This is a genomic window from Aeromonas sp. QDB31 (assembly GCF_027707605.1).
Classification (GTDB): Bacteria; Pseudomonadota; Gammaproteobacteria; order Enterobacterales; family Aeromonadaceae; genus Aeromonas; species Aeromonas media.
The window spans coordinates 68,741-90,222 of the sequence record NZ_JAPCIX010000002.1; the positions used below are offsets into that span (position 1 = coordinate 68,741).

A 21,482-nucleotide genomic window follows, 5' to 3' on the forward strand; every position below is an offset into this window, starting at 1 on the left:
GGCGCCCTTCTTGTGTCTCTGTGCCGAGGGCTCACCCCTGGCGCTGGCCCGTGATCAGCATGGCCTCGTCGGTGGCGTCGTAGATCATGATGGCCAGATGGGTGACCTCGCCGCCAAAATCGGCAAGGGGCACCAGGGTCAGGTTCTGGTACATGTGGGGAGCCGAGCCTGTAATGGGGCGATAGTTGGAGAAGCGCAGCAGATAGGGGCGCTGCTCCCAGGTGCTGAAGGCGCGGTTGTTGAGCTTGAACACCATGTTGGTCTTGCGCTCCAGCCAGGCGCGGTCCACGTCGGGGAAGAGGTCGAACAGCACCTGATCGCGCACCTCGCCGGCCAGTCGGCCGCTATGGCTCTCCATGAAGCCGTTCCATACCTGTACCCGGTAGCCCTTGTCGAGCACGACCAGCCCCACGTCCAGGTTCTGGACTATGTTCATCAGCCAATGAAATTCCCGGATTTCCATGGTCACTCCTGGTGCCTGAGTCTGTGTGGTTGATGCTGGCGATGAGGTCACACCGCTAGCGCATATGCATGATCTTGTTATTGATGCTGGCGATGGGGTCACACCGCTAGAGCATATGCATGATCTTGTTGTTCATGGTGGCGATGGAGTCTTCGGTGAACAGCAGCAGCAGGTCACACTGCACCGCATAACCCTGCACCCGGTAGTTGATCTCGATGGCCAGGGTGCGGCGCCAGCGGCTCTGGTTGGTGCGAATGAGATCTCTAATGGGCCTGTGCTGACCGAGCACCACGGGGTGGCCCTGGCTGAAGGGGGTGTCGAGCTGGTTGGCGTAGCCGCGCAGGAAGGCCCCGATCAAGACGTTGGCGGTATCCATCAACAGCTCCAGCTCGGCGTTGTGATCCAGCACCCCCTGATGGTTCATCAGGCGTGCCAGATCCTGGAAGCTGGCATCGTGAAACAGCAGCAGCGCCTCGCCGGCGATACCGGCCCCGATAAAACCCTGGCAGACGGCGGAGAGGGTGTCCGACTCCGCGGCGGCCGAGAGGGCCATGTGCAGCTCGGAGACTTCCAGCACGTTGACGTTCGGAATGGGCAGCAGCACGAAGGCGTCCAGCAGGCGGGCCAGCAGATTGGCTCCTTGGCCCATGGCGACGTTGGCGAGCTCCTGATAGACATCCCGCAGCTCGGGGGTGAGCAGGACGGGGGACTCGATGAGCTGTCGTTCGGCAAGGGCAGAGGAGGTGGCCGCATGCGGTGCCGGTTGCCACAAGCCGTGCCGCTGGAGCAGGGCGAGCAGGCTCTCGGGCGAGGCCGGCTTCTTGATGAAATCGAGGGCCCCGAGGGCCATGACGCGGGCGTGGGCTTCCGGCTGGATGTCGCCGGAGACCACGATCACCTTGTTGCGCAATCCCTCCCGCTTGAGGGTCTCCAGCACGCCATAGCCGTCCATTTCCGGCATAGTCAGATCGAGAAAGATCAGATCGCCGTGGCCCATCAGGATCTGCTCGACCCCTTCCAGGCCGTCAGCGGCCTGGTGCAGGGTGACATTCCAGCCGGCAGGCAGGGCGCGCATCAACTGCTTGCGAGCGAACCCCGAGTCATCACATATCAATACATTCATAGTGTTAGCCGACCTGTGCAACGAGGATTGCGCTAAGTGTGGGCGATCAACCGTCAGATGCAACGGGCAGCGGCATGGCCGGCAAAAATTGATCGTCCCGTTGATGATGGCGATAGCGTACGGAGTATTTCTCGACGAAATCGGCAAACATCTTAACACGCAACGGCGTGAACCGGGGCTGGCAATGGAGCATGTAGAAGGGGCGTTTGCCCGACTGCCAGTCCGGCAGCACGGCGACCAGTTGCTCGTCTTGCAGGAAGGGGTGCACATAGTGCAGAGGGGCATTGACGATACCGAGGTGGCGCCGGGCGGCCCGCACGGCGGCCTGGGTCTGGTTGACGCTCAGGCGCGGTGTCCGCTTGATCTGCACCGTCTGCTGATCCCGCCCGCTCAGCTGCCAGTGCTGGTGGGGCCAGCAATAGATGAGATCGTGCTCTTCCAGTTGCGCCGGATGGGAGGGGATGCCCATCTTCTCCAGATAAAGAGGGGAGGCAAACAGGCCGTACTCGATGTGGCCGAGGCAGAGGGCATTGGGCAGGGTCTGGGAGAGCTCGCCGTTGAAGAACACCAGATCCCTGTCCTGATCACAGAGGGGGGCATGGTCATTGGTCTGGCTGATGTCAAACTGCACCCCGGGATAGCGCAGACCGAAGTCGGCCAGCATGTCGACCAGAATGGTGTTGGAGAGGGCGATGGGCGCGGCGAGGCGGATGAGGCCGCTGATGTCCGTCTCCTGACCCTGGATCTCGCCGGTTGCCTGCTCGATTTCGGCCAGCGGCGTGCACAGGCGCTCGTAATAGCGCAGCCCTTCGTCGGTGAGGCGCAGCTTGCGAGTGGATCGGTGCAGCAAGGCGCACCCGAGCTGTTCTTCCAGTTGGGAGATGCGTCGACTGATGGTGCCGGTCGGCATGCCCAGTGCGGCGGCGGCGTGGGAGAAACCGCCCTCTTGCACCACCTTGACGAACAGATAGAACTCTTCGATGTACTTCATAAGCGGCTTGGGGGGTGTTTGTAACAAGCCCGTGACCTTATGAAGAGTCGCCAGGCTTGGCAAGCGCAATCCGGCGTTTAATTGATCTGGATTAGATTCGACTCGCGTTGGTACTGATTGAGCAAACGGACGAAGTCGACAGGGGATCTGTCCAGGCTGTTGTCCGGTACCAGAAGGTCATAACCCAGCAGGTCACGCAGCCGGGTCATGCGGTTGCCCAGCATGGCGATCACCCCCTCGTATTGCTGGCCCGAGGAGGAGCGAAAGCGGCTCTCCTCCAGCAGCCCCTCTCCCAACAAGCCGGCGCCGCAGCCTCCGGTGAGGCAGTCCGGGCGCTCGCTGCTCATGGCCTGCAACAGCACAGCGCGCTGCTCGGTCAACAGGCGAACGGCCAGCCTGGGTGTGATCAGCGTCAAGAAATCGTCGTAATCCTTAATCTTCAAACCTATGTAGGGCAGGGGCACCAGATCCCACCCTAAATGGATACGTGGCTGGTCAATTCGCTGAATATTTCTCCATTTCAGGATCCAACCGCCGTACTTATGGTGATATTGCAGGCAATCCTGACACAGAGAGAGACTAAAATGAGGCTCAGACAGTTTCAGTGCCCCGACAAGAATTGTCATCAGGCCAGCCAACAGGAGGAAAATGACGGGCATTAACAGTTGTTCGCGAAGGAAAAAAAGTATAAAAATCATAGTAATGGTTATGACCATGCCCAACAATATCAGTGTGAGTCCATTTCTCCTGACCATGGGGATCACATGTAGCGTTTTCATATGATTTCGGCCTTTTTCGCTCGCCTGTTTCCAGATTATGGGCCGGAACGGATTTTGTACCAGCACGGACGCGTTGACCAAACGCGGATCCAGGCCGGTTCTGCCATGAGCTTTCAGCATGAATCATCACTCAACATGAATACGCTAGACGAACGCCTGCTCACCGCGATGGATGTGCTCCATACGCCCATCTGGGTCTATGACATCCAGCGTCACCACATTTACTGGGCCAATGACTCCGCCCTGGGATTGTGGGAGGCGAGTTCCCTGTCCGAGCTGCAATCGCGCGACTTTTCGGCTGACATGGCCGCCGCCATCGATCTGCTGTTGCAGCGTTATCTCGGTGATTTTCAACAGGATCGCAGTTACAACGAGTGGTGGACCCTCTCCCCCAAGGGGGTCAAGAAACAGGTCTATCTGCGCCTCTCCGGCATCCAGCTCGCCGGACGGCAGATGATGATGACGGAGGCGGTCATCGATGCCGATACCCTCTATCAGGAATCCTCCCTCGCCACCGGTGACACCCTGGCCTGTCTGTTCGACAACGAGGGGTGCCTCGAGAGCGGCAACCACCATTTCGACATGTGCTTCGGCACCGGCATCAGCCGGCTGACCCAGGTTTTCTCCGGCTGCGATGAGGCCTTCTACACCCGGCTATCCCGGGTGGGGGAGGTGGTGGCCGAGGGTGAGTGCCGGACCCAGAAGGGAATGCGCTGGTTCCAGTATCAGTTCCGCCACATCCAGCAGGGGGCCCGGATCCTGCTGACCATGCGGGACATCACGGATCGCAAGCTCGAGGAGCTCGAACACCGTCACCTTGCCTGGCACGACTCCCTCACCGGCCTGCTCAATCGCTACGGCCTGATGAAGTCCCTCGAGGCCTACTGCGGCCTGGGGGGGCGCTTCGCCCTGGTGTTCATGGACTTGGACAACTTCAAGCTGGTCAATGACAACTATGGCCACAAGGCGGGGGATCGCCTGCTGGAGCGGGTGGCCGGTCGGCTCAAGCAGATCTGCCCGCGGGACGTGGAGCTGGCGCGGCTCGGCGGAGACGAGTTCACCGCCCTGGTGCCTCTCAACCAGGCGAGCGAGCGGGCGCAGGAAGTGGCGGATCTTATGCTCTCCCAGATGAGCAAGCCGCTGCAACTGAGCGGAGTGCCCGAGGTCACCATAGGCGGCAGTATCGGCATCGCCATCTACCCGGACGACGCCGATGATGGCGACAACCTCATCACTCGTGCCGACATGGCCATGTACCAGGCCAAGCAGATGGGGCGCCTGCGCTGGCAGCGCTTCACCCCCAGCATGCAGCAGAGCCTGCACCGCAAACTGACCCTGAAGCAGTTTCTGGCCAAGGCCGTCGGCCGGGGGGAGCTGAGCCTGCGCTATCAACCTCAGGTGGACGTGGCCCAGGGGAAGCTCATCGGTTTCGAGGCCCTGCTGCGCTGGTACAACCCCGTGCTCGGGCATGTCTCGCCGGCGGAGTTCATCCCGCTGGCCGAAGAGATGGGGCTTATTCGTGAAATCGGGAGCTGGGTGCTCGCCACCGCCTTGGCCCAGATGGGGGAGTGGCAGCGTCAATGGCAGGTGCGGGTACCTGTCTCGGTCAACCTCTCCGGCTTCCAGCTCTCCGCCTCCCTGCCGGGGCAGGTGGCGCAGCAGCTCAGGGAGTCCAATGTCGAGGCGGGCCTGTTGACGCTGGAGCTGACCGAAACCGTGCTGATGCTGGACATGAAGGGCTGCATCGAGATCCTCGACGCCCTGAGCGAGCAGGGGATCAAGATCGCCATCGACGATTTTGGCACCGGCTACTCGTCGCTCGCCTACCTCAACCGCCTGCCCATCGACACCATCAAGCTGGATCGCTCCTTCGTGGTCGGGCTGAACCTGCCGGTGATCCGGGCCACCGTGGCCATGGCCACCAGCCTGGGGCTCGGGATCCTGGCGGAAGGGGTGGAGGATGAGCACGAGCTGGCGGCCCTGCGGGCCCAGGGCTGTCACGTCTTCCAGGGATTCCTGTTCAGCACGCCCATGACCCCGGAGGAGGTGGCGGCGGCAGGCTTCGGGATCCGCTGCAAGCTTGGCCACTATCCGCTTATCGGCGCCTGATACCACAGCTGACAATGTGCGGCATGTCTCATTTCAGGAGCGTGACATGCCAAATTAAACATAATTAATCGAATTTTTGTCTCATATCATGGGATTCATTAGACGTTATCGCTAGTATGCGCGCTCATTCCTTGGTAATGGAGTATCACCATAATGAGTCAAGCCGCAGTGAACGAGCGTCCGGCCAGTCCCAATGGCTGGTTGAACCGCTTCCTGAACGGGGTCGAGAAGGCGGGCAACAAGCTGCCGGATCCCGCCATGTTGTTCCTCTATGCCTTGCTGATCGTCTGGGTCGGCTCCTGGATAGGCTCCCAGTTCTCCTTCGATCTGGTCAATCCCCGCACCGGGGAGGCCGTGGTGGTCAACAACCTGTTGACCGGGGCAGGGCTGGCCGAGTTTCTCGCCAGCATGGTCACCACCTTCACCGGCTTTGCGCCCCTTGGCATCGTGCTGGTGGCCATGTTGGGGGTTGGAGTGGCCGAGCAGTCCGGCTTCATCAACACCGGCCTGAAGAAGTTGCTCAAGGTCACCCCGGCGCGCTTCCTGACCCCCATGCTGATCCTGGTGGCCATTGTCAGCCATACGGCGGCAGATGCGGGCTATGTGCTGGTGATCCCCATCGGCGGCATTATCTTCCATGCGGCGGGCCGTCACCCGCTGGCGGGCATAGCCGCGGCCTTTGCCGGGGTTTCCGGTGGCTTCGCCGCCAACTTCCTGCCCTCCGGCGGGGATGCCCTGCTGCAGGGGTTCACCCAGTCGGCGGCCCAACTGCTCGACCCCGACTACATGGTCAACACCCTGTGCAACATCATCTTCACCGGCGCCTCCTCCCTGCTGATCATCTGCGTGGGATGGTTTGTCACCGAGAAGATAGTGGAGCCGCGTCTCAAGCAGGTGCCCCTCAACGAGGATCTGGAGAGTGCCGACGAGATGGGGCGCTACAGCGCGCAGGAGAGCCGGGCCTTCAACTGGGCCGGGTTTGCCATGCTGGCGGCCGTGGTGCTGCTGGGACTGGCCCTGTCTCCGGACGACTCGCCGATGCGGGCACCGGATGGATCGCTCACCACCTTCGCGGCGCCCGTGATGAAGTCCATCGTGCCCCTCATCTTCCTGCTCTTCATCCTGCCCGGGATCGTCTACGGCTTCGTGGCGGGGAGCTTCAAGAGCGGTAAGGATGTGATCGATGCCATGTCGGCCACCATGAACAAGATGGGCTCCTACATGGTGATGGCCTTCTTCTGCGCCCTCTTCATCAAGGCGTTCGGTGATTCCAACCTGGGGACCCTGCTGGCCCTCTCCGGCGCCGAGGTGCTTCACGCTCTGGCGCTGCCGGGGGAGGTGACCATAGTCGGCATGATACTGCTCACCGCCAGCGTCAACCTGGTGGTGGGGTCGGCCTCGGCCAAGTGGGCGCTCATCAGCCCCATCCTGGTGCCCATGCTGATGGCGGTGGGGATTTCGCCCGAGCTGACCCAGGCCGCCTATCGGGTAGGGGATTCCGCCTCCAACATCATCACCCCGCTGATGGTCTTCTTCCCCCTGGTGGTGGTCTATTGCCAGCAGTATGTGAAGAGCACCGGGATCGGTACCCTGGTCTCCATGATGCTGCCCTACTCCCTGGCCTTCCTGGTGAGCTGGACCTGCTTCCTGCTGCTCTACTGGGCGCTGGGCTTCCCGCTCGGGCTGCAGGCGCCCTATGTCTATCCTGCCCCCTGAGGGTAACGAGGGGCCTTGGGCCCCTCGCTTTTTTTGGGTACAGTGTGACCTTCATTTTGGAGGCACCATGAACCCGACCATAGATCTCATCCTTTCCCATCGCTCCATTCGTCAGTTCACCCCTGAGCCCATCAGCGCCTCGCAACTCGATCAGATACTGAATGCCGCCCAGAGCGCCTCCAGCTCCAGCTTCCTGCAGGCCAACAGCATTATCCGGGTGACGGACAAGGGGTTGCGCGCCACCCTGGCCGAGCTGGCCGGACACCAGGCCTACGTGGCCGAGGCGGCGGAGTTCCTGCTGTTTTGCGCCGACTATCAGCGCCACAGCCAGATAGTGCCGGAGGCCCAGACCGGCTTCGTGGAGCAGCTCATGATCGGTGCCATCGACGGGGCCCTGATGGCCCAGAATGCCCTGCTGGCGGCCCAGTCCCTGGGCCTGGGCGGCGTCTACATCGGCGGCATTCGCAACAACCCGGCGGCGGTGAGCGAGCTGCTGGGGCTGCCCCATCAGGTGATCCCGCTGTTCGGCCTCTGCCTGGGTCATCCCGCCCAGCAGCCGGAGCAGAAGCCGCGGCTGCCCCGCGCGCTGGTGGTGCACGAGAACCGCTATCCAGAGACGCTCGATCGCGCTCTACTGGCGCAATACGACAGCCAAATCCACGACTACTACCTGGCCCGCAGCAGCAACAACAAGGTGCAGACCTGGAGCGGACAGATCAAGGCCATCCTCGGCAAGGAGGCGCGCCCCTTCATGCTGGGCTTCCTCCAGTCGAAGGGGTTTTGCCTCAAGTAATGGACGCGGCGGGCGATATGGTGCATGAGGCCCCGGGCATCGCCCTCGCATCGACTCCCTTGCGTTGTTGTGAGGCAAGGTGCGATCTGGGCGCTACCCTATGCGGGTAAGCTGTTGTAGGATCACGCAATTGGATTGGGACAGGAGTGTGAATACCCTATGATTTTAACCTTGATATTGCTGTCGATTGGCGCACTCCTGTTTCTGGTCATCGCCTATAACGTGGTGCAGCAATACAAACAGAAGGCGGAAGCCGACAAGCGCCAGGCCATCGCCCGCCACAAGGCGGTGGCGGACGAGACCGAAGAGGTGCTGTTGAACGTCAACCTGGTGCCCTTCTCCAAGAACATGGTGCTGCTGCTGCAACACCGGATCCTGGATGCCTACCGCGCCATAGTGCAGGTCATGCCGAACCCCCAGGTCAAGCAGCGCATCATCGACGTCCAGACCCAGATCAAGAATGTGCAGGAGAACTACAGCAGTCAGGACGAGGGGCACTTCAAGACCCCGGAGTCCGATCGTCAGGCGATCCAGATGTTGCAACTGGCCAAGAAGATGCGGGCCGTGCTGCGGGTCGAGCACAACAAAGGCAAGATAGATCCTCAGGGGTTCGCCCAGGAGGATCGCCGCCTCGAGCTGATGCAGCTCAAGATCAACATCGCCAACTTGATCAAGCGGGCCATGGATGCCCAGATCCAGGGGCAGTACGGCACCTGTCGTCAGCTCTATACCAAGGGGCTCGGCGCCCTGGCCAATGTCTCCGACAAGGATCCCTACCTGCTGGCGCGGGAAGAGGACATGCGCCAGGGGATGCGCCAACTGGAAGAGCATCTGCAACAGCACAGCGAGAAGGAGCTGCAAAACATCAAGGACAAAGAAGCGGACGAGCTCGATGTCCTGTTCCAACCCAAGAAGAAATGGTGATCATGTCTCATCCACTGGATACCACGCTGGGGCCCATGGCCCCATTCGTTTGCCAACTGCTCACTGAAATGCACGCCCTCATGGGGGAGTGCGAAGCCCCCCAGGTGGATCATCTCTGCTACCGCGCCGCCACCCTGCCGGAATACCTCGTCCTGAAAGAGACGCTGGCGCGCCATGGGGTGCTGCTGGTGGAGGGAATGATAGGGGGCCGCCCCATCGCCACCTATCGTCTGCATCAACCCGTCTGCTGGCAGCAGATCACTGTCCCTTGCATCGAGCTTGCCGCCCCCAAGGCGGGCCGCGCCCATCGGGCGGGGCTGGAGCACATAGAGCTGGTGGTGCCCTCACTGCCAGCGCTGGTGGCCGCCCATCCCGGGCTTGCATTCAAGACGGCCAACATGGGCGACGGGCGTAATCCTGATGTGGGGCTGATGTTGCCGTCGGGGCAAATCAAGTTTCATCTGCGCCCATTGAGCGAGGTGATCGACGAGGAGCTGCACACAGGCGCCGTGGTGCCGGTGCCGGCGGACTATTACGACGGCCTGTAGTTGAGGGCCCGTCACTGGCGTGACGAGGCGTGACAGGAGAGGGGCGGCGCCGCGCGCCCCTTGAGATGACCGAGCCAGAGGCTCAAGGCGGCGGTGACGCACAAGACCAGCTCGATGCCGAGCACCAATCCCCAGAGCCCCCCCCGCTCCCAGAAGGGATGCAAGTAAAGCCCCCCCAGACTGGCCCCCAGGTAATACCCCACCAGATAGAGCGATGAGGCGAGCGCCCTGTTGTGCTCCACATGCTGGCCAACCCAGGCGCTGGCGCAGGCGTGGGCGAGGAAGAAGCCGAAACTCGAGACCAGCAGACCCCCTATGATGGCGGCAAGGGTTCCCTGCAGCAGGGCGAGGCTGCCGAGCGCCATCAGGGCGATCCCCGCCAGCAGCAGGCGCTGCGCCCCAAAGCGATGGGCACAACGACCGCTCAGGGAGGAGGCGAGGGTGCCGGTGAGGTAGGTCAGAAACAGCATGCCGAGCCACTGGGTCGGCAGGGAGAAGGGGGCCTTGGCCAGCAGGAAGGTGAGGTAGCTGTACTGGTTCAGGAAGACCATGAAGTTGAGCCCGCCGATGAGATAGGCCCCCAGTAGCAAGGGATTGCCGAGGTGGCTCTGGATGGCGCGGCGCAGCTGTCCGGGGGCGGCCTCCACGGCCACGAAGCGGGTCTGGGCCGGCAGCAGCCAGATGACCAGCGGCAGCAGGGCGAGACTGATGAACCCGATCCCGAGGAAGGTATGTTGCCAGTCCCCGAACCAGCCTGCCAGCAGGCCACCGACCACACGGCCGGCGATGCCGCCGAGGGAGTTGGCGGCGATATAGACCCCTACCGCCGAGAGCAGGGCGCGTTTGCTGAACTCCTCCCCCATGTAGGCGATGGCGGTGGCAGGCAGCCCAGCCAGAAAGGCGCCCTGCAGCACGCGCAGGCACACCAGCAGATCGAAGCGGGTCACCCAGGGAATGCACAGGGAGAGCAGGATGGCGCAGGTCAGCGTCCACAGCATGATCCGCCGCCGCCCGAACCTGTCCGCCAGGCGGGCGCAGATGAGCAGGGATCCCGCTAGCCCTGCGGTGCAGCCCGCCAGGGTCCATCCCGCCGACAGGGAGCTGACGGAGAACACCTCCGCCAGCAGGGGCAGCAGGGGGTGGGTCTGATAGAGATTGAGAAATACCAGGAAGGATCCCAGGCTGAGGGCCAGGGTGGCGCGTATCCATTCGCGACTGCCGACTTCGATCATATGGAGTTGTCCCGACGACTTTTGTGCAGAGTAGTGGGTCGCCTTATATAAATATAATATATTTAAGTTATAAGCCTGATAAATGGAATTGATATGGATCTGAAACAGCTCGGTTACCTGCTGGCGGTGCGAGACGCGGGCTCCTTTACCAAGGCCGCCCAGGGCCTGCACGTGGCGCAACCGGCCGTCAGCATGGCCATCGCCAAACTGGAGCAACAACTCGATCTGCGCCTGTTCGACAGGCAGGATCGCAGCGTGCGGCTCACCCCGGAGGGGGAGGTGCTCTGCCGTCATGCCGAGCGGCTGCTGCTGCAGATGCACCAGGCACAGGCGGAGATGGCCGAGCTCAAGGGATTGGAGCGGGGGGAGGTGCGCATCGGCATCCCCTACATGATGGGCTCCTATTACTTCCCGCCGATCCTGATGGCCTTCAAGCATCGCTACCCCGGTTTGAAGATCCGGGTGGAGGAGGCGGGTACCCGGGAACTGCTCAGTCGCATGGTGGACGGCAGCCTGGATCTCGCCATCCTCATTACCAGCGACTTGCCGCCGGCGCTCGAGGGGGCTCAGCTGCTGCGGGAAGAGATGCTGATGGTGGTGGGGGGGGAGCATCCTCTGCGGGGGGCCGGCGCTGTCTCGCTGCCCCAGTTCTTCAACCAGGAGCTCGCCATGTTTCGGCGGGGCTTCTACCACAGAGAGCACATGGAGGCGCTGGCACAGGGCTTGGGAATAGAGCCCAACATCGGCTTCGAGAGCAACCTCATCCCCCTGCTCAAGGCGGTGGTGAGACAAGGGTTCGCCGTGACCACCTTCCTGCGCATGGCGCTGGAGGAGGAGACAACTCTCAGCGGGATCCCCTTTGCTCCGCCCATCTTCCTCGATCTCTGCGTGGCCTGGCGGCGGGGAGATCCCCTCTCCATGGCCAATCGGGCGCTGCGGGATTTCCTGCTGGCACAGGCCAAGCCAGAGCCAACCCTGGACGGTGCCCTGAGGGACAACAACTTGGGGGACAACAGATAGGGCAGCAAGATCGCCAACAAAAACGCCTCCCGATGGAGGCGTTTTTCATGCCGGTGCCAGGCTGCGAGCCATCACTTCTTGAACAGGTGATCCAGCTTGTTGGCCTTGGTGGAGAGATAGAACTCATTGTGGGGATTGCGACCCTCCTGCAGGGGGACGCGCTCGGCCACCGGAATGCCAAAGGACTCCATCGCCTTCAGCTTGCGCGGGTTGTTGGTCATCAGGCGCAGGCTCTTGACCTCCAGAGCTTTGAGCATATCGGCACAGATGGTGTAATCGCGCATGTCGGCGGCAAAGCCCAGTGCCACGTTGGCCTCGACGGTGTCGGCGCCCTGATCCTGCAGATGATAGGCGCGGATCTTGTTGAGCAGGCCGATGCCACGGCCTTCCTGACGGACATACAGCAAGACGCCGCGACCGGCCTTGGCGATCTTCTCCATGGCGGCCTGCAGCTGGAAGCCGCAGTCGCAGCGCAGGCTGAACAGGGCGTCCCCGGTCAGACACTCGGAATGAATTCGGCCCAGCACGGGCTCACCGTCCGCGATATCGCCCATCACCAGCGCGGCGTGATCCTTGCCTGTGCCGGTTTCCTGAAAGCCTACCAGCGTGAAGATACCCCAAGGGGTCGGCAACTTGGATTTGGCTACGAGAGTAATGCTGCTCATAGGGTTGCTCCTGACTACAGCTGCTTGAAAAAGGCGGCTAGTTTAACGTGCCTCATCCCTAACAACCATAAGAACAAAAGCTTGTATTCAGGAATGATCGACTCGACTGGTCATAATAGGCGCAATCGCGACGACTTTTGCGCAATTGTGCGCCTCGACAACTGCCAGTACCGGTGCATTCGGGTATAATCGGCGCCCATTACCCCCTCCCGCCAGGGATGCGGGCAACCAGTCAACATGCCGAGTGCGCAGGAGAAAGATTATGCCTCAGATGGCCCCCGTGATGACAATTGATGGCCCGAGTGGCGCCGGTAAAGGCACCCTGTGCCAGCTGTTGGCAGAGAAACTGGGTTGGCACCTGCTCGACTCCGGTGCCATCTACCGGGTACTGGCGCTGGCAGCCTTGCACCACGATGTGGAGCTCGATGCCGAAGCCGCGCTGGTTCCCTTGGCCGCCAATCTGGACGTGCAGTTCCAGGTCGATGGCGGACAGGTCAAGGTGGTGCTGGAAGGGGAGGATGTTTCCCGTACCATCCGCTCCCAGGAAGTGAGCGATGCCGCCAGCAAGGTCGCCGTCTTCCCCCGCGTGCGTGAGGCGCTGCTGCGCCGCCAACGTGCCTTCCGTCAGTTGCCTGGCCTCATTGCCGATGGCCGTGACATGGGGACTGTGGTTTTCCCCGAGGCCGAGGTGAAGATTTTCCTCGATGCCAGCGCCGAGGAGCGGGCACAGCGCCGCTATAAGCAGTTGCAAGATAAGGGCTTTGATGTTAACTTTGAGCGTCTTTTAACCGAGATTCGGGACCGTGACGATCGCGACAGAAATCGCGCAGTTGCCCCCCTGAAACCCGCGGAAGATGCGCTTGTAGTAGACTCAACGTCTATGACCATAGATGACGTACTGGCAACGGTACTCGCCTATGCGGAGCAACAACTTGGTGATGTCAGCACCAGCTGATGTCAGTCGTCTGCACCATGGATGGCGCAGATAATTTAAAACAACCCCGCTTGTGCCGGATTGCGAGTGGATGTTTCATTTGTGACACAAACAATGATCGAATCTTTTGCTCAACTCTTTGAAGAGTCCCTGAACGCCGTTGAAACCCGTCAAGGTTCCATCGTCAAGGGCACCGTCGTTGCTATCGAGAACGGTTTCGTACTGGTTGACGCCGGTCTGAAATCCGAGTCTGCCATTCCTGCTGAAGAGTTCAAGAACGCCCTGGGCGAACTGGAAATCAACGTAGGCGACACCGTTGACGTGGCTCTGGACTCTATCGAAGATGGTTTCGGCGAAACCAAGCTGTCCCGCGAAAAAGCCAAGCGTCACGAAGCCTGGCTGCAGCTTGAGAAGGCATACGAAGAGCAAGCTACCGTTATCGGTATCATCAACGGCAAGGTCAAGGGTGGTTTCACCGTTGAGCTGAACGGCATCCGTGCCTTCCTGCCGGGTTCTCTGGTTGACGTGCGTCCGATCCGTGACACCGCTCACCTGGAAAACAAAGAACTCGAGTTCAAGGTCATCAAGCTGGACCAGAAGCGCAACAACGTTGTTGTTTCCCGTCGTGCCGTGATCGAAACCGAGAACACCTCCGAGCGCGAAAGCCTGCTGGCCAACCTGCAAGAAGGTCAAGAAGTTAAGGGTATCGTCAAGAACCTGACCGACTACGGTGCATTCGTAGATCTGGGCGGCGTTGACGGCCTGCTGCACATCACCGACATGGCGTGGAAGCGCGTTAAGCATCCTTCCGAAATCGTCAACGTTGGCGACGAGATCGCAGTCAAGGTTCTGAAGTTCGACCGCGAGCGTACCCGTGTATCCCTGGGTCTGAAGCAGCTGGGCGAAGATCCCTGGGTTGCTATCGCCAAGCGTTACCCGGAGACCACCCGTTTGTCTGGCCGCGTGACCAACCTGACCGACTACGGCTGCTTCGTTGAAATCGAAGAAGGCGTTGAAGGCCTGGTACACGTATCCGAGATGGATTGGACCAACAAGAACATCCACCCGTCCAAGGTTGTTAACGTTGGCGACGTGGTTGACGTGATGGTTCTGGACATCGACGAAGAGCGTCGTCGTATCTCCCTGGGTCTGAAGCAGTGCAAATCCAACCCGTGGCAGCTGTTTGCCGAAACTCACGCCAAGGGCGACCGTGTTTCCGGCAAGATCAAGTCCATCACTGACTTCGGTATCTTCATCGGTCTGGACGGCGGCATCGACGGCCTGGTTCACCTGTCTGACATCTCCTGGAACAACCAGGGCGAAGAAGCAGTACGTGAATTCAAGAAGGGCGACGAAATCGAAGCCGTTGTTCTGCAAGTGGACCCGGAGCGCGAGCGCATCTCTCTGGGTGTCAAGCAGATCGAAGAAGACCCGTTCAACAAGTACCTGTCTGATAACAAGAAAGGTGCTATCGTGAAGGGTAAGGTTACCGAGGTTGATGCCAAGGGTGCCGTGATCGAACTGGCTGACGGCGTGGAAGGCTACCTGCGTGCCTCCGACGCTGCTCGTGACCGTGTAGAAGACGCCACTCTGGTGCTGTCTGTTGGTGACGAAGTAGAAGCTAAATTCATGGGTGTTGATCGCAAGAACCGTACCGTAAGCCTGTCTGTCCGTGCCAAGGACGAGGCTGACGAGCGTGTTGCCATCGACAGCCTGAACCAACAAGAAGAAGTTGTGTTCAGCAATGCCATGATGGAAGCGTTCAAAGCCGCCAAGGGTGAGTAATCCTTGATGCAAGAAAAGGGCGGCTTCACGCCGCCCTTTTTTATCTTGGCATAATGAAAATTGCATGTGATCGGGGAAGGAGATTTAACCTTATGACCAAATCAGATCTCATCGAACAATTGGCTGCCAGCCGCATGCATATGCCGGCCAAAGATGTCGAAGCCGCCATCAAGGAGATCCTTGAGCAGATGGCATCGACCTTGCAAAACGGCGACCGGATTGAAATCCGAGGATTTGGAAGTTTCTCGCTGCACTATCGTGCGCCCCGCGTGGGTCGCAACCCCAAGACTGGGGACAAGGTTGAACTGACCGGGAAATATGTCCCGCATTTCAAGCCAGGTAAAGAGTTACGCGAACGCGTGAACATCATCGAATAATGCAGAAAATGGCATACCTGGGTATGCCTTTTTTATTTTTACGTCTTTAGATATGTCATTTGTCAGGTTTCTCGCAGTCTTTTCCCATTCGCTCTAGAGTCTGCCTGTGATTTTAAGGATAATCAGTCTCTCATTAGCTACAGACAGGGAGATCTTATGAAGCGTATCTTGGCCCTCATCCCATTGGTGCTGGTGTTTGTACTGACCCTCGCCATCGGTTCGCAAAATGGCCAGCTGGTGCAGTTCAACTATCTCATCGCCCAGGGGGAGTTCTCTCTCTCCATGCTGCTGGGGTTCTTCTTTGCCGGTGGCTTCCTGTTGGGCTGGCTGGTGTTCGGTCTGCTCTTCCTGCGCTTGAAACTGCAAAACCGCACCCTCAGTCGCACCATGCGTCGTCAATCCCGTGAGTTGGAGCTAGCCCGGTCGCCAGCCAAGGAATAATGTCCCTCGATGCTTGAACTGCTTTTCCTGCTGTTACCAATTGCCGCTGGTTATGGCTGGTACATGGGACGCAGGAGTGTTCGCCAGGACACCCAGCAACAAAGTAACCAGTTTTCCCGCCAGTACGTGGCGGGCCTCAACTATTTGCTGTCTGACGAGCCTGACAAGGCGGTGGATCTCTTTATCCAGCTGCTGGAAGTCGACAGCGAAACCATCGAAACCCATCTCTCCCTCGGCAACCTCTTTCGTCAGCGGGGGGAGGTCGATCGCGCCATCAAGATCCACCAGAACCTGGTCGCCCGCCAGCTGACCCGGGAGCAGCGTCAGCTCGCACTGCAGGAGCTGGCCCGGGATTTCCTGGCTGCCGGCCTGCTGGACCGGGCCGAAGCGCTCTGGAAGGAGCTGTGCGAAGACAGCGACTTTGAAGAGACGGCCCTGGCGCAGTTGCTCATCATCCATCAACAGCTGCGTGACTGGGACAAGGCCATCGAGGTCGCCATTCGCCTGCAGAAATTCCAGGGCAAGAAGCTGGCGGAGCCCATCTCCCATTTCTATTGCGAGCAGGCGGAGAGCGCCTTGCGCGACGGTGACAAGGGGATGGGGATCGCCAAGTTCAAGCGGGCGCTCGCAGCCCACCCTGGCTGTGCTCGGGCCAGCCTGCGACTGGCCGATCTGTCGATGGAGGAGGGCAAGTTCGAGGAGGCCAGCAAGGATCTGCTGCGGGTGTTCGAGCAGGACATGGATTTTGCCTCCGAGGCCATGCCCAGGCTGCTCGATTGCTATCAGCAGCTTGGCCGCACCCAGGAGCTGATCCCGCTGCTGGAGAAGGCGGTGGAGGATCATGCCGGTGTCAGCGTGACCCTGGCCCTGGCCAATCTGGTGGAGGCCCGCGACGGCCTGAGCCAGGCCCGCGCCCTGGTGCTGCGCCAGCTGCGGCGCCACCCCTCCATGAAGGGGTTTTACCAGCTGGTGGGCTTCCAGCTGGCGAGCGCCGAAGAAGGGCCCGCCAAGGAGAGTCTGGAGCTGCTGCAGCAGCTGGTCGGCGAGCAGATCAAGATAAAATCGACCCACAAGTGCCGCCAGTGCGGCTTTGCCACCCATTCGCTGTTCTGGCAGTGTCCCTCCTGCCGGCAGTGGGGCTCCATCAAGCCTATCCGTGGCCTGGATGGTGAATAGCCCTTAGTGACAAAAAGTCCGCCCCCGCGCGTCTCGAGCGTGGGCGGCAAGCCGAAGCAGGCGCAAACCCGAGTGAGCAAGATGCCAGACTGCGACCGGCTCGCCGGCCGTGTCGAGACTGGATGTGGCATAACAACCCATAGGAAGTGACATGCAAGACCCCAAAGTACTGGTCGCGCTGGATTATCAGCACGAAGCCGATGCCTTCGCCTTCATTGAACAGATCTCCCCGGCCGAGTGCCGCCTCAAGGTGGGCAAGGAGATGTTTACCCTGTTTGGCCCCCAGTTCGTGCGCCAGCTGGTGGCCAAGGGCTTTGACGTGTTCCTGGATCTGAAGTTTCACGACATTCCCAACACGGTTGCCAAGGCGGTAGCCGCGAGTGCCGAGCTGGGGGTATGGATGGTGAACGTCCATGCCAGCGGCGGCGAGCGCATGATGCGCGCGGCCAGAGAGGCGCTGCTGCCCTATGGTAACAAGGCCCCCCTGCTGATCGGGGTGACCGTGTTGACCAGCATGGAGCAGTCCGACATGGCGCCTCTGGGTCTGGATGTGAGCCCGGCCGAGCAGGTGATCCGGTTGGCCACCCTCGCCAAGGCGGCAGGGTTGGACGGCGTGGTCTGCTCCGCCGAGGAAGCCAGTGCGTTGAAAACCTTGCTCGGCTCTGACTTCAAGCTGGTGACTCCGGGCATTCGCCCGAGCGGAGCCGCTGCCGGGGATCAACGCCGGGTCATGACGCCGCTGGCGGCGGTGGAGGCGGGAGCCGACTATCTGGTGATTGGGCGCCCCATTACCCAGGCGGCGGATCCTGCCGCCGTGCTGGGGGCGATCAACGCTGAGCTCTGCCGATAACGGGCCGACTCCTGGATGAACACAGGCCGGATTGCAGATCCGGCCTGTTGCATTTTGATGGGTAGCTGAGCGCTGCTGCTAATGAGTGGCAGCCCTAAACCGCAGGGGATATCAGGACTTGACGGTCTGCACACCCAGGCCGATGGGGAAGAGGCCGAGCAGCAGGCCGGCAGCCGAGCCGATGAGGTGCGACTCTATGTGCACCCTGGCGCCAATGAGGGCAGAGACAGGGCTCTCTCCCGCACTGTAAAAATCCAGCCCGAGCTTGATGACGATACCAAGCAGCATGAGCCAGCCCGAGTAGCGACGGTAACGGATATCCTGCATGGCCCCCCACACGAACAAGCCGTGCAGCAGGCCGGAGAGCCCCATGTACCATTGGGTCTGTGGGCACCACCACCAGATCCCGAGCCCGACGGCCGTCCCCAGCAGCAGGAGCAGCACGGGCAGGCGCCAGCCCGTCAGGTATTCGCGAAACAGGCTGTAGAGCACCGCAAGCCCGCTCAGGTTGAGCAGCAGGTGCCATCCGTTGGTGTGGGCCAGATTGCCTGTTATGATGCGCCACCCTTCGCCTTGGGCGATCAGGTCGCGATCGAAGGAGAGCAGGTGGTTCGGTACGGTGAAGAAGAGCAAGGCAGTGACGAGCGAAAGCGTGATGACCCAGAGCAGACCCGATTTTTCTGACAACATGAAACAACCCAACGACAAAGAGAGCCGATACTGTACACGCTGTGCCCGAGCCCTCAAAGCCTGCCTGTGTGAATATATCCAACAGGTGCCCCACCTTGCACCGCTCCATATCCTGCAGCACCCCAACGAGGTCGCCCACCCCAAGGGAACGGCCGCCCTGCTGGCCGCCTCCCTCAGCCATGCCCGCATTCACGTGGGGGAGAACTTCGCCGATGCCGACTGGCTCAATGCCCTGCTCGCCGACCCCAAGGTGCAGTGCTATCTGCTGTGGCCCGATGATGAGGCTCTGACCCTGGCGCAGGTGCGCGAGGGTAGGGGACAAGCCAGAAAGGTGCACTTCATCCTGCTCGATGGCACCTGGCGCAAGGCCTATCGCATGTTGCACAGCAACCCGGCCCTGCTGGGGTTGCCGAGGATCACCCTCGGTGCCATGGCGGGGCAATATTCCATTCGCAAGAAGCCGTTTCCCGAGGCGCTGTCGACCCTGGAGGCGGGCTACCATCTGTTATCCCAGTGGGAAGCGGAGCCCGAGCGCTTCGCCCCGTTGATGAACCTCTTTACCGAGTTGAACCGGCAGTGGCATGACTTTGCCCAAGGTCGCCGCGCTTGAATCTGAATTGCAAACAGGAGTGATGAACGTGAAAAAAGCCGTCGTGGTATTCAGTGGTGGTCAGGACAGTACCACCTGTCTGGTGCAGGCCCTGGCCCTCTATGATGAAGTGCACGCCATCACCTTCGACTATGGCCAGCGTCATCGGGAGGAGATCGAGACTGCTCGCCGCCTGGCCGGGCAGCTCGGGATTGCCGCCCACAAGGTGATGGATGTGACCATGCTGGGTGAGCTGGCTGTCTCGGCCCTGACTCGGGATGACATCCCGGTCAGCGGTGAGCTGCAGGACAACGGCCTGCCCAACACCTTCGTGCCGGGCCGCAACATATTGTTTCTGACTCTGGCGGCCATCTATGCCTATCAGGTCGGCGCCGACACCCTGATCACCGGGGTGTGCGAGACCGACTTCTCCGGTTATCCCGATTGCCGCGACGACTTCGTCAAGGCCCTCAATCAGGCGGTGTCGCTGGGGCTGGATCGCGCCATTCGCTTCGAGACCCCCCTGATGTGGCTCGACAAGGCGGAAACCTGGGCGCTGGCGGATCACTATGGCCATCTCGAGACGGTGCGCCAACAGACGCTCACCTGCTACAACGGCATCCAGGGGGATGGCTGTGGCACTTGCCCCGCCTGCGAGCTGCGAAGCCGCGGTCTGAATCAGTATCTGGCCGACAGGGTTGGCGTCATGGCCCGCTTGCACAAGAAAACCGGATTGTGAACCTGTCTCTTCCCCGGGTTTGGGGTATAATCCGCGCCTTTTGCAGCAAGCCGTGACCGAGATGCACTACCCAATCAACGAGATCTTCCAGACCATCCAGGGGGAGGGCGTCTTCACCGGCGTGCCCGCCATCTTCGTTCGCCTGCAAGGCTGCCCTGTGGGCTGCCCCTGGTGCGACACCCGCCATACCTGGGTGGTGGATCCTGCTCGTGAGGTGGGCAGTCGCGAGGTGCTTGACCGCTCCAACGAGTCCGATGGCTGGAGCAAGATGAGTACGGAGGAGATCCTGGGGAGCTTCGAGACCCTGGGTTACCGGGCGCGCCATGTGGTGTTGACCGGTGGCGAGCCCTGTCTCTACGATCTGCACGAACTCTCGTCGGCCCTGCTGGCGGCGGGATATCAGGTACAGATCGAAACCAGTGGTACCAGCGAGATCCTGACCCACGCACAGACCTGGGTCACCGTCTCCCCCAAGATCGGCATGAAGGGGGGCTTGCCTGTGCTGGTATCGGCTCTGGAGCGGGCCAACGAGATCAAGCATCCGGTGGCCACCGAGCGCCACATCGAGGAGCTCGATGCCCTGCTGGCCACGGCCAGCCTGCGTCCCGACGTGGTGATCGCATTGCAGCCCATCAGCCAAAAGCCCAGGGCCACCGAGCTGGCCATGGCCACCTGCATCGCCCGTAATTGGCGGCTCTCCATCCAGACCCATAAATATCTGAATATCGATTGATATGGACAGACTCTCCGATGAGCGGGTATTGCTCACCCTGGCGGGCAAGATGCCCTACGGTAAATATCAGGGGCGACGCATCATCGATATTCCAGAGCCCTATCTGGTATGGATGGCGCGCAGCGGTTTTCCGGCTGGTGTGCTGGGCCAAACCCTGGCACTGGCGTACGAGATAAAACTCAATGGACTGGAGTCCATGATTATTCCCATTATTAACAGGATGTCAGAATGAGAATATATACCCGACAAGGGGACAAGGGCCTCACGCGGCTGGCTGATGGCTCCTCCCTTGCAAAAGATGACCGGCGGGTCGAGACCTATGGCGCCATTGACGAGCTCAATTCCCAGATAGGTCTGCTGATGGCCGAAATACCCGAGAATGAGCCGGCATTATTGGCTCAACTCATATTGCTGCAGCAGGAGCTGTTTGATTTGGGCGGAGAGCTGGCGTTTTCCAGCGAGGCGCAGAATGCCTCTCTGTGGCAGGTCAATGAGGCCTGGACGGCGCGGCTGGAGCAACAGATTGACGCCTACAGCGTCCAGTTGCCGGTATTGCGCAATTTCATTCTGCCGAGCGGATCACGAGCGGCGGCGCAGGCCCATGTGGTGCGTACCTTGACCCGTCGCTGTGAGCGGTTGCTGCTCGGCTTGAGCCGGGAAGAGCAGGTGAACCCGGCGATCCTGCCCTATCTGAATCGGCTAAGTGACTGGTTTTTCACGGTGGCTAGATACTTGCTGGTCTCTGCCGGCACCCCGGAAGTGCTCTGGGTTAAGGCGGCAGACAGGCGCTGAGATGCCCGGCATG

General features: G+C 60.7%; 24 protein-coding genes. 17 read left to right on the forward strand and 7 right to left on the reverse strand.

The features are described from left to right. Positions 1 to 31: 31 nt before the first annotated feature. The 4 genes from PG898_RS02320 to PG898_RS02335 form a co-directional block, all read right to left on the reverse strand. On the reverse strand, positions 32 to 463 hold the full coding sequence (locus tag PG898_RS02320; RefSeq protein WP_270823439.1) for a PAS domain-containing protein: 432 nt from the start codon (positions 461 to 463) through the stop codon (positions 32 to 34). A gap of 106 nt (positions 464 to 569) precedes the next feature. Then, positions 570 to 1,586 carry a response regulator gene (locus PG898_RS02325; RefSeq protein ID WP_270823440.1) on the reverse strand — a complete coding sequence of 339 codons (1,017 nt, stop codon included), beginning with the start codon at positions 1,584 to 1,586 and terminating at the stop codon, positions 570 to 572. Positions 1,587 to 1,632: 46 nt separating this feature from the next. After that, complete coding sequence (locus tag PG898_RS02330; RefSeq protein WP_043133486.1) at positions 1,633 to 2,577, reverse strand: LysR family transcriptional regulator; 945 nt, start codon at positions 2,575 to 2,577, stop codon at positions 1,633 to 1,635. Between the two features lie 77 nt (positions 2,578 to 2,654). Further along, positions 2,655 to 3,356 (reverse strand): DUF2982 domain-containing protein, encoded by a 702-nt coding sequence (locus PG898_RS02335; protein WP_041206904.1) that lies wholly within the window; start codon positions 3,354 to 3,356, stop codon positions 2,655 to 2,657. Between the two features lie 168 nt (positions 3,357 to 3,524). Between PG898_RS02335 and PG898_RS02340 the strand changes: the two genes are divergently transcribed. The 5 genes from PG898_RS02340 (at position 3,525) to PG898_RS02360 (ending at position 9,446) form a co-directional block, all read left to right on the forward strand. After that, on the forward strand, positions 3,525 to 5,465 hold the full coding sequence (locus tag PG898_RS02340) for a putative bifunctional diguanylate cyclase/phosphodiesterase (RefSeq protein WP_161507840.1): 1,941 nt from the start codon (positions 3,525 to 3,527) through the stop codon (positions 5,463 to 5,465). 153 nt (positions 5,466 to 5,618) lie between these two features. After that, the gene (locus PG898_RS02345; RefSeq protein ID WP_042650274.1) at positions 5,619 to 7,181 is read left to right on the forward strand and encodes an AbgT family transporter; all 1,563 of its coding nucleotides are present in this window, start codon (positions 5,619 to 5,621) and stop codon (positions 7,179 to 7,181) included. 67 nt (positions 7,182 to 7,248) lie between these two features. Further along, entirely contained in the window at positions 7,249 to 7,974 is a 726-nt protein-coding gene (gene nfsA, locus PG898_RS02350; protein ID WP_171273722.1) for an oxygen-insensitive NADPH nitroreductase, read from the forward strand. A gap of 159 nt (positions 7,975 to 8,133) precedes the next feature. Continuing rightward, entirely contained in the window at positions 8,134 to 8,898 is a 765-nt protein-coding gene (locus PG898_RS02355) for a hypothetical protein (protein WP_042650272.1), read from the forward strand. Continuing rightward, positions 8,892 to 9,446, forward strand: a complete 555-nt coding sequence (locus PG898_RS02360) for a VOC family protein (protein WP_270823441.1) — start codon at positions 8,892 to 8,894, stop codon at positions 9,444 to 9,446. Before PG898_RS02355 ends, PG898_RS02360 begins: the two co-directional genes overlap by 7 nt. 11 nt (positions 9,447 to 9,457) lie before the next feature. Here the strand turns inward: PG898_RS02360 and PG898_RS02365 are convergent, their stop codons facing one another. Then, the gene (locus PG898_RS02365) at positions 9,458 to 10,678 is read right to left on the reverse strand and encodes an MFS transporter (protein WP_270823442.1); all 1,221 of its coding nucleotides are present in this window, start codon (positions 10,676 to 10,678) and stop codon (positions 9,458 to 9,460) included. A 93-nt stretch (positions 10,679 to 10,771) separates the two neighbouring features. On the opposite strand from PG898_RS02365, the gene PG898_RS02370 reads away from it, so the two are divergent. Continuing rightward, positions 10,772 to 11,698 (forward strand): LysR family transcriptional regulator, encoded by a 927-nt coding sequence (locus tag PG898_RS02370; RefSeq protein WP_270823443.1) that lies wholly within the window; start codon positions 10,772 to 10,774, stop codon positions 11,696 to 11,698. A gap of 71 nt (positions 11,699 to 11,769) precedes the next feature. Here PG898_RS02370 and ribA read toward each other — a convergent pair whose 3' ends face one another. Next, positions 11,770 to 12,363, reverse strand: a complete 594-nt coding sequence (gene ribA, locus PG898_RS02375) for a GTP cyclohydrolase II (protein ID WP_005327814.1) — start codon at positions 12,361 to 12,363, stop codon at positions 11,770 to 11,772. 262 nt (positions 12,364 to 12,625) lie between these two features. Here ribA and cmk point away from each other — a divergent pair, with 262 nt between their 5' ends. From cmk to pyrF, 6 genes are all read left to right on the forward strand, one after another. Beyond that, a complete protein-coding gene (gene cmk, locus PG898_RS02380) occupies positions 12,626 to 13,318 on the forward strand; it encodes a (d)CMP kinase (protein WP_005327815.1) in 693 nt (230 codons plus the stop codon). 93 nt (positions 13,319 to 13,411) lie between these two features. After that, the gene (gene rpsA / locus PG898_RS02385; protein WP_005327816.1) at positions 13,412 to 15,082 is read left to right on the forward strand and encodes a 30S ribosomal protein S1; all 1,671 of its coding nucleotides are present in this window, start codon (positions 13,412 to 13,414) and stop codon (positions 15,080 to 15,082) included. Positions 15,083 to 15,174: 92 nt separating this feature from the next. Next, a complete protein-coding gene (gene ihfB / locus PG898_RS02390; protein WP_005299934.1) occupies positions 15,175 to 15,459 on the forward strand; it encodes an integration host factor subunit beta in 285 nt (94 codons plus the stop codon). Positions 15,460 to 15,615: 156 nt separating this feature from the next. Further along, the gene (locus PG898_RS02395) at positions 15,616 to 15,900 is read left to right on the forward strand and encodes a LapA family protein (protein WP_005327818.1); all 285 of its coding nucleotides are present in this window, start codon (positions 15,616 to 15,618) and stop codon (positions 15,898 to 15,900) included. 9 nt (positions 15,901 to 15,909) lie between these two features. Then, positions 15,910 to 17,076 (forward strand): lipopolysaccharide assembly protein LapB, encoded by a 1,167-nt coding sequence (gene lapB, locus PG898_RS02400; protein WP_270823445.1) that lies wholly within the window; start codon positions 15,910 to 15,912, stop codon positions 17,074 to 17,076. Between the two features lie 151 nt (positions 17,077 to 17,227). Further along, positions 17,228 to 17,926, forward strand: coding sequence for an orotidine-5'-phosphate decarboxylase (pyrF, locus tag PG898_RS02405; RefSeq protein ID WP_270823446.1), 699 nt, complete (start codon positions 17,228 to 17,230; stop codon positions 17,924 to 17,926). A gap of 111 nt (positions 17,927 to 18,037) precedes the next feature. Here pyrF and rrtA read toward each other — a convergent pair whose 3' ends face one another. Beyond that, on the reverse strand, positions 18,038 to 18,616 hold the full coding sequence (gene rrtA / locus PG898_RS02410) for a rhombosortase (protein WP_232534664.1): 579 nt from the start codon (positions 18,614 to 18,616) through the stop codon (positions 18,038 to 18,040). Between rrtA and PG898_RS02415 the strand changes: the two genes are divergently transcribed. From PG898_RS02415 to PG898_RS02435, 5 genes are all read left to right on the forward strand, one after another. Next, positions 18,582 to 19,226, forward strand: a complete 645-nt coding sequence (locus PG898_RS02415) for a tRNA-uridine aminocarboxypropyltransferase (protein ID WP_270823448.1) — start codon at positions 18,582 to 18,584, stop codon at positions 19,224 to 19,226. The two genes, rrtA and PG898_RS02415, sit on opposite strands and share 35 nt — an antisense overlap. A gap of 28 nt (positions 19,227 to 19,254) precedes the next feature. Continuing rightward, the gene (gene queC / locus PG898_RS02420) at positions 19,255 to 19,944 is read left to right on the forward strand and encodes a 7-cyano-7-deazaguanine synthase QueC (protein ID WP_041206906.1); all 690 of its coding nucleotides are present in this window, start codon (positions 19,255 to 19,257) and stop codon (positions 19,942 to 19,944) included. Between the two features lie 61 nt (positions 19,945 to 20,005). After that, complete coding sequence (gene queE / locus PG898_RS02425) at positions 20,006 to 20,677, forward strand: 7-carboxy-7-deazaguanine synthase QueE (RefSeq protein ID WP_262110641.1); 672 nt, start codon at positions 20,006 to 20,008, stop codon at positions 20,675 to 20,677. A 1-nt stretch (position 20,678) separates the two neighbouring features. Next, positions 20,679 to 20,909: a DUF3820 family protein gene (locus tag PG898_RS02430; RefSeq protein WP_270823451.1), complete on the forward strand. Its 231-nt coding sequence runs from the start codon at positions 20,679 to 20,681 to the stop codon at positions 20,907 to 20,909. Continuing rightward, entirely contained in the window at positions 20,906 to 21,469 is a 564-nt protein-coding gene (locus PG898_RS02435) for a cob(I)yrinic acid a,c-diamide adenosyltransferase (RefSeq protein ID WP_226172594.1), read from the forward strand. Before PG898_RS02430 ends, PG898_RS02435 begins: the two co-directional genes overlap by 4 nt. Positions 21,470 to 21,482 lie beyond the last annotated feature (13 nt).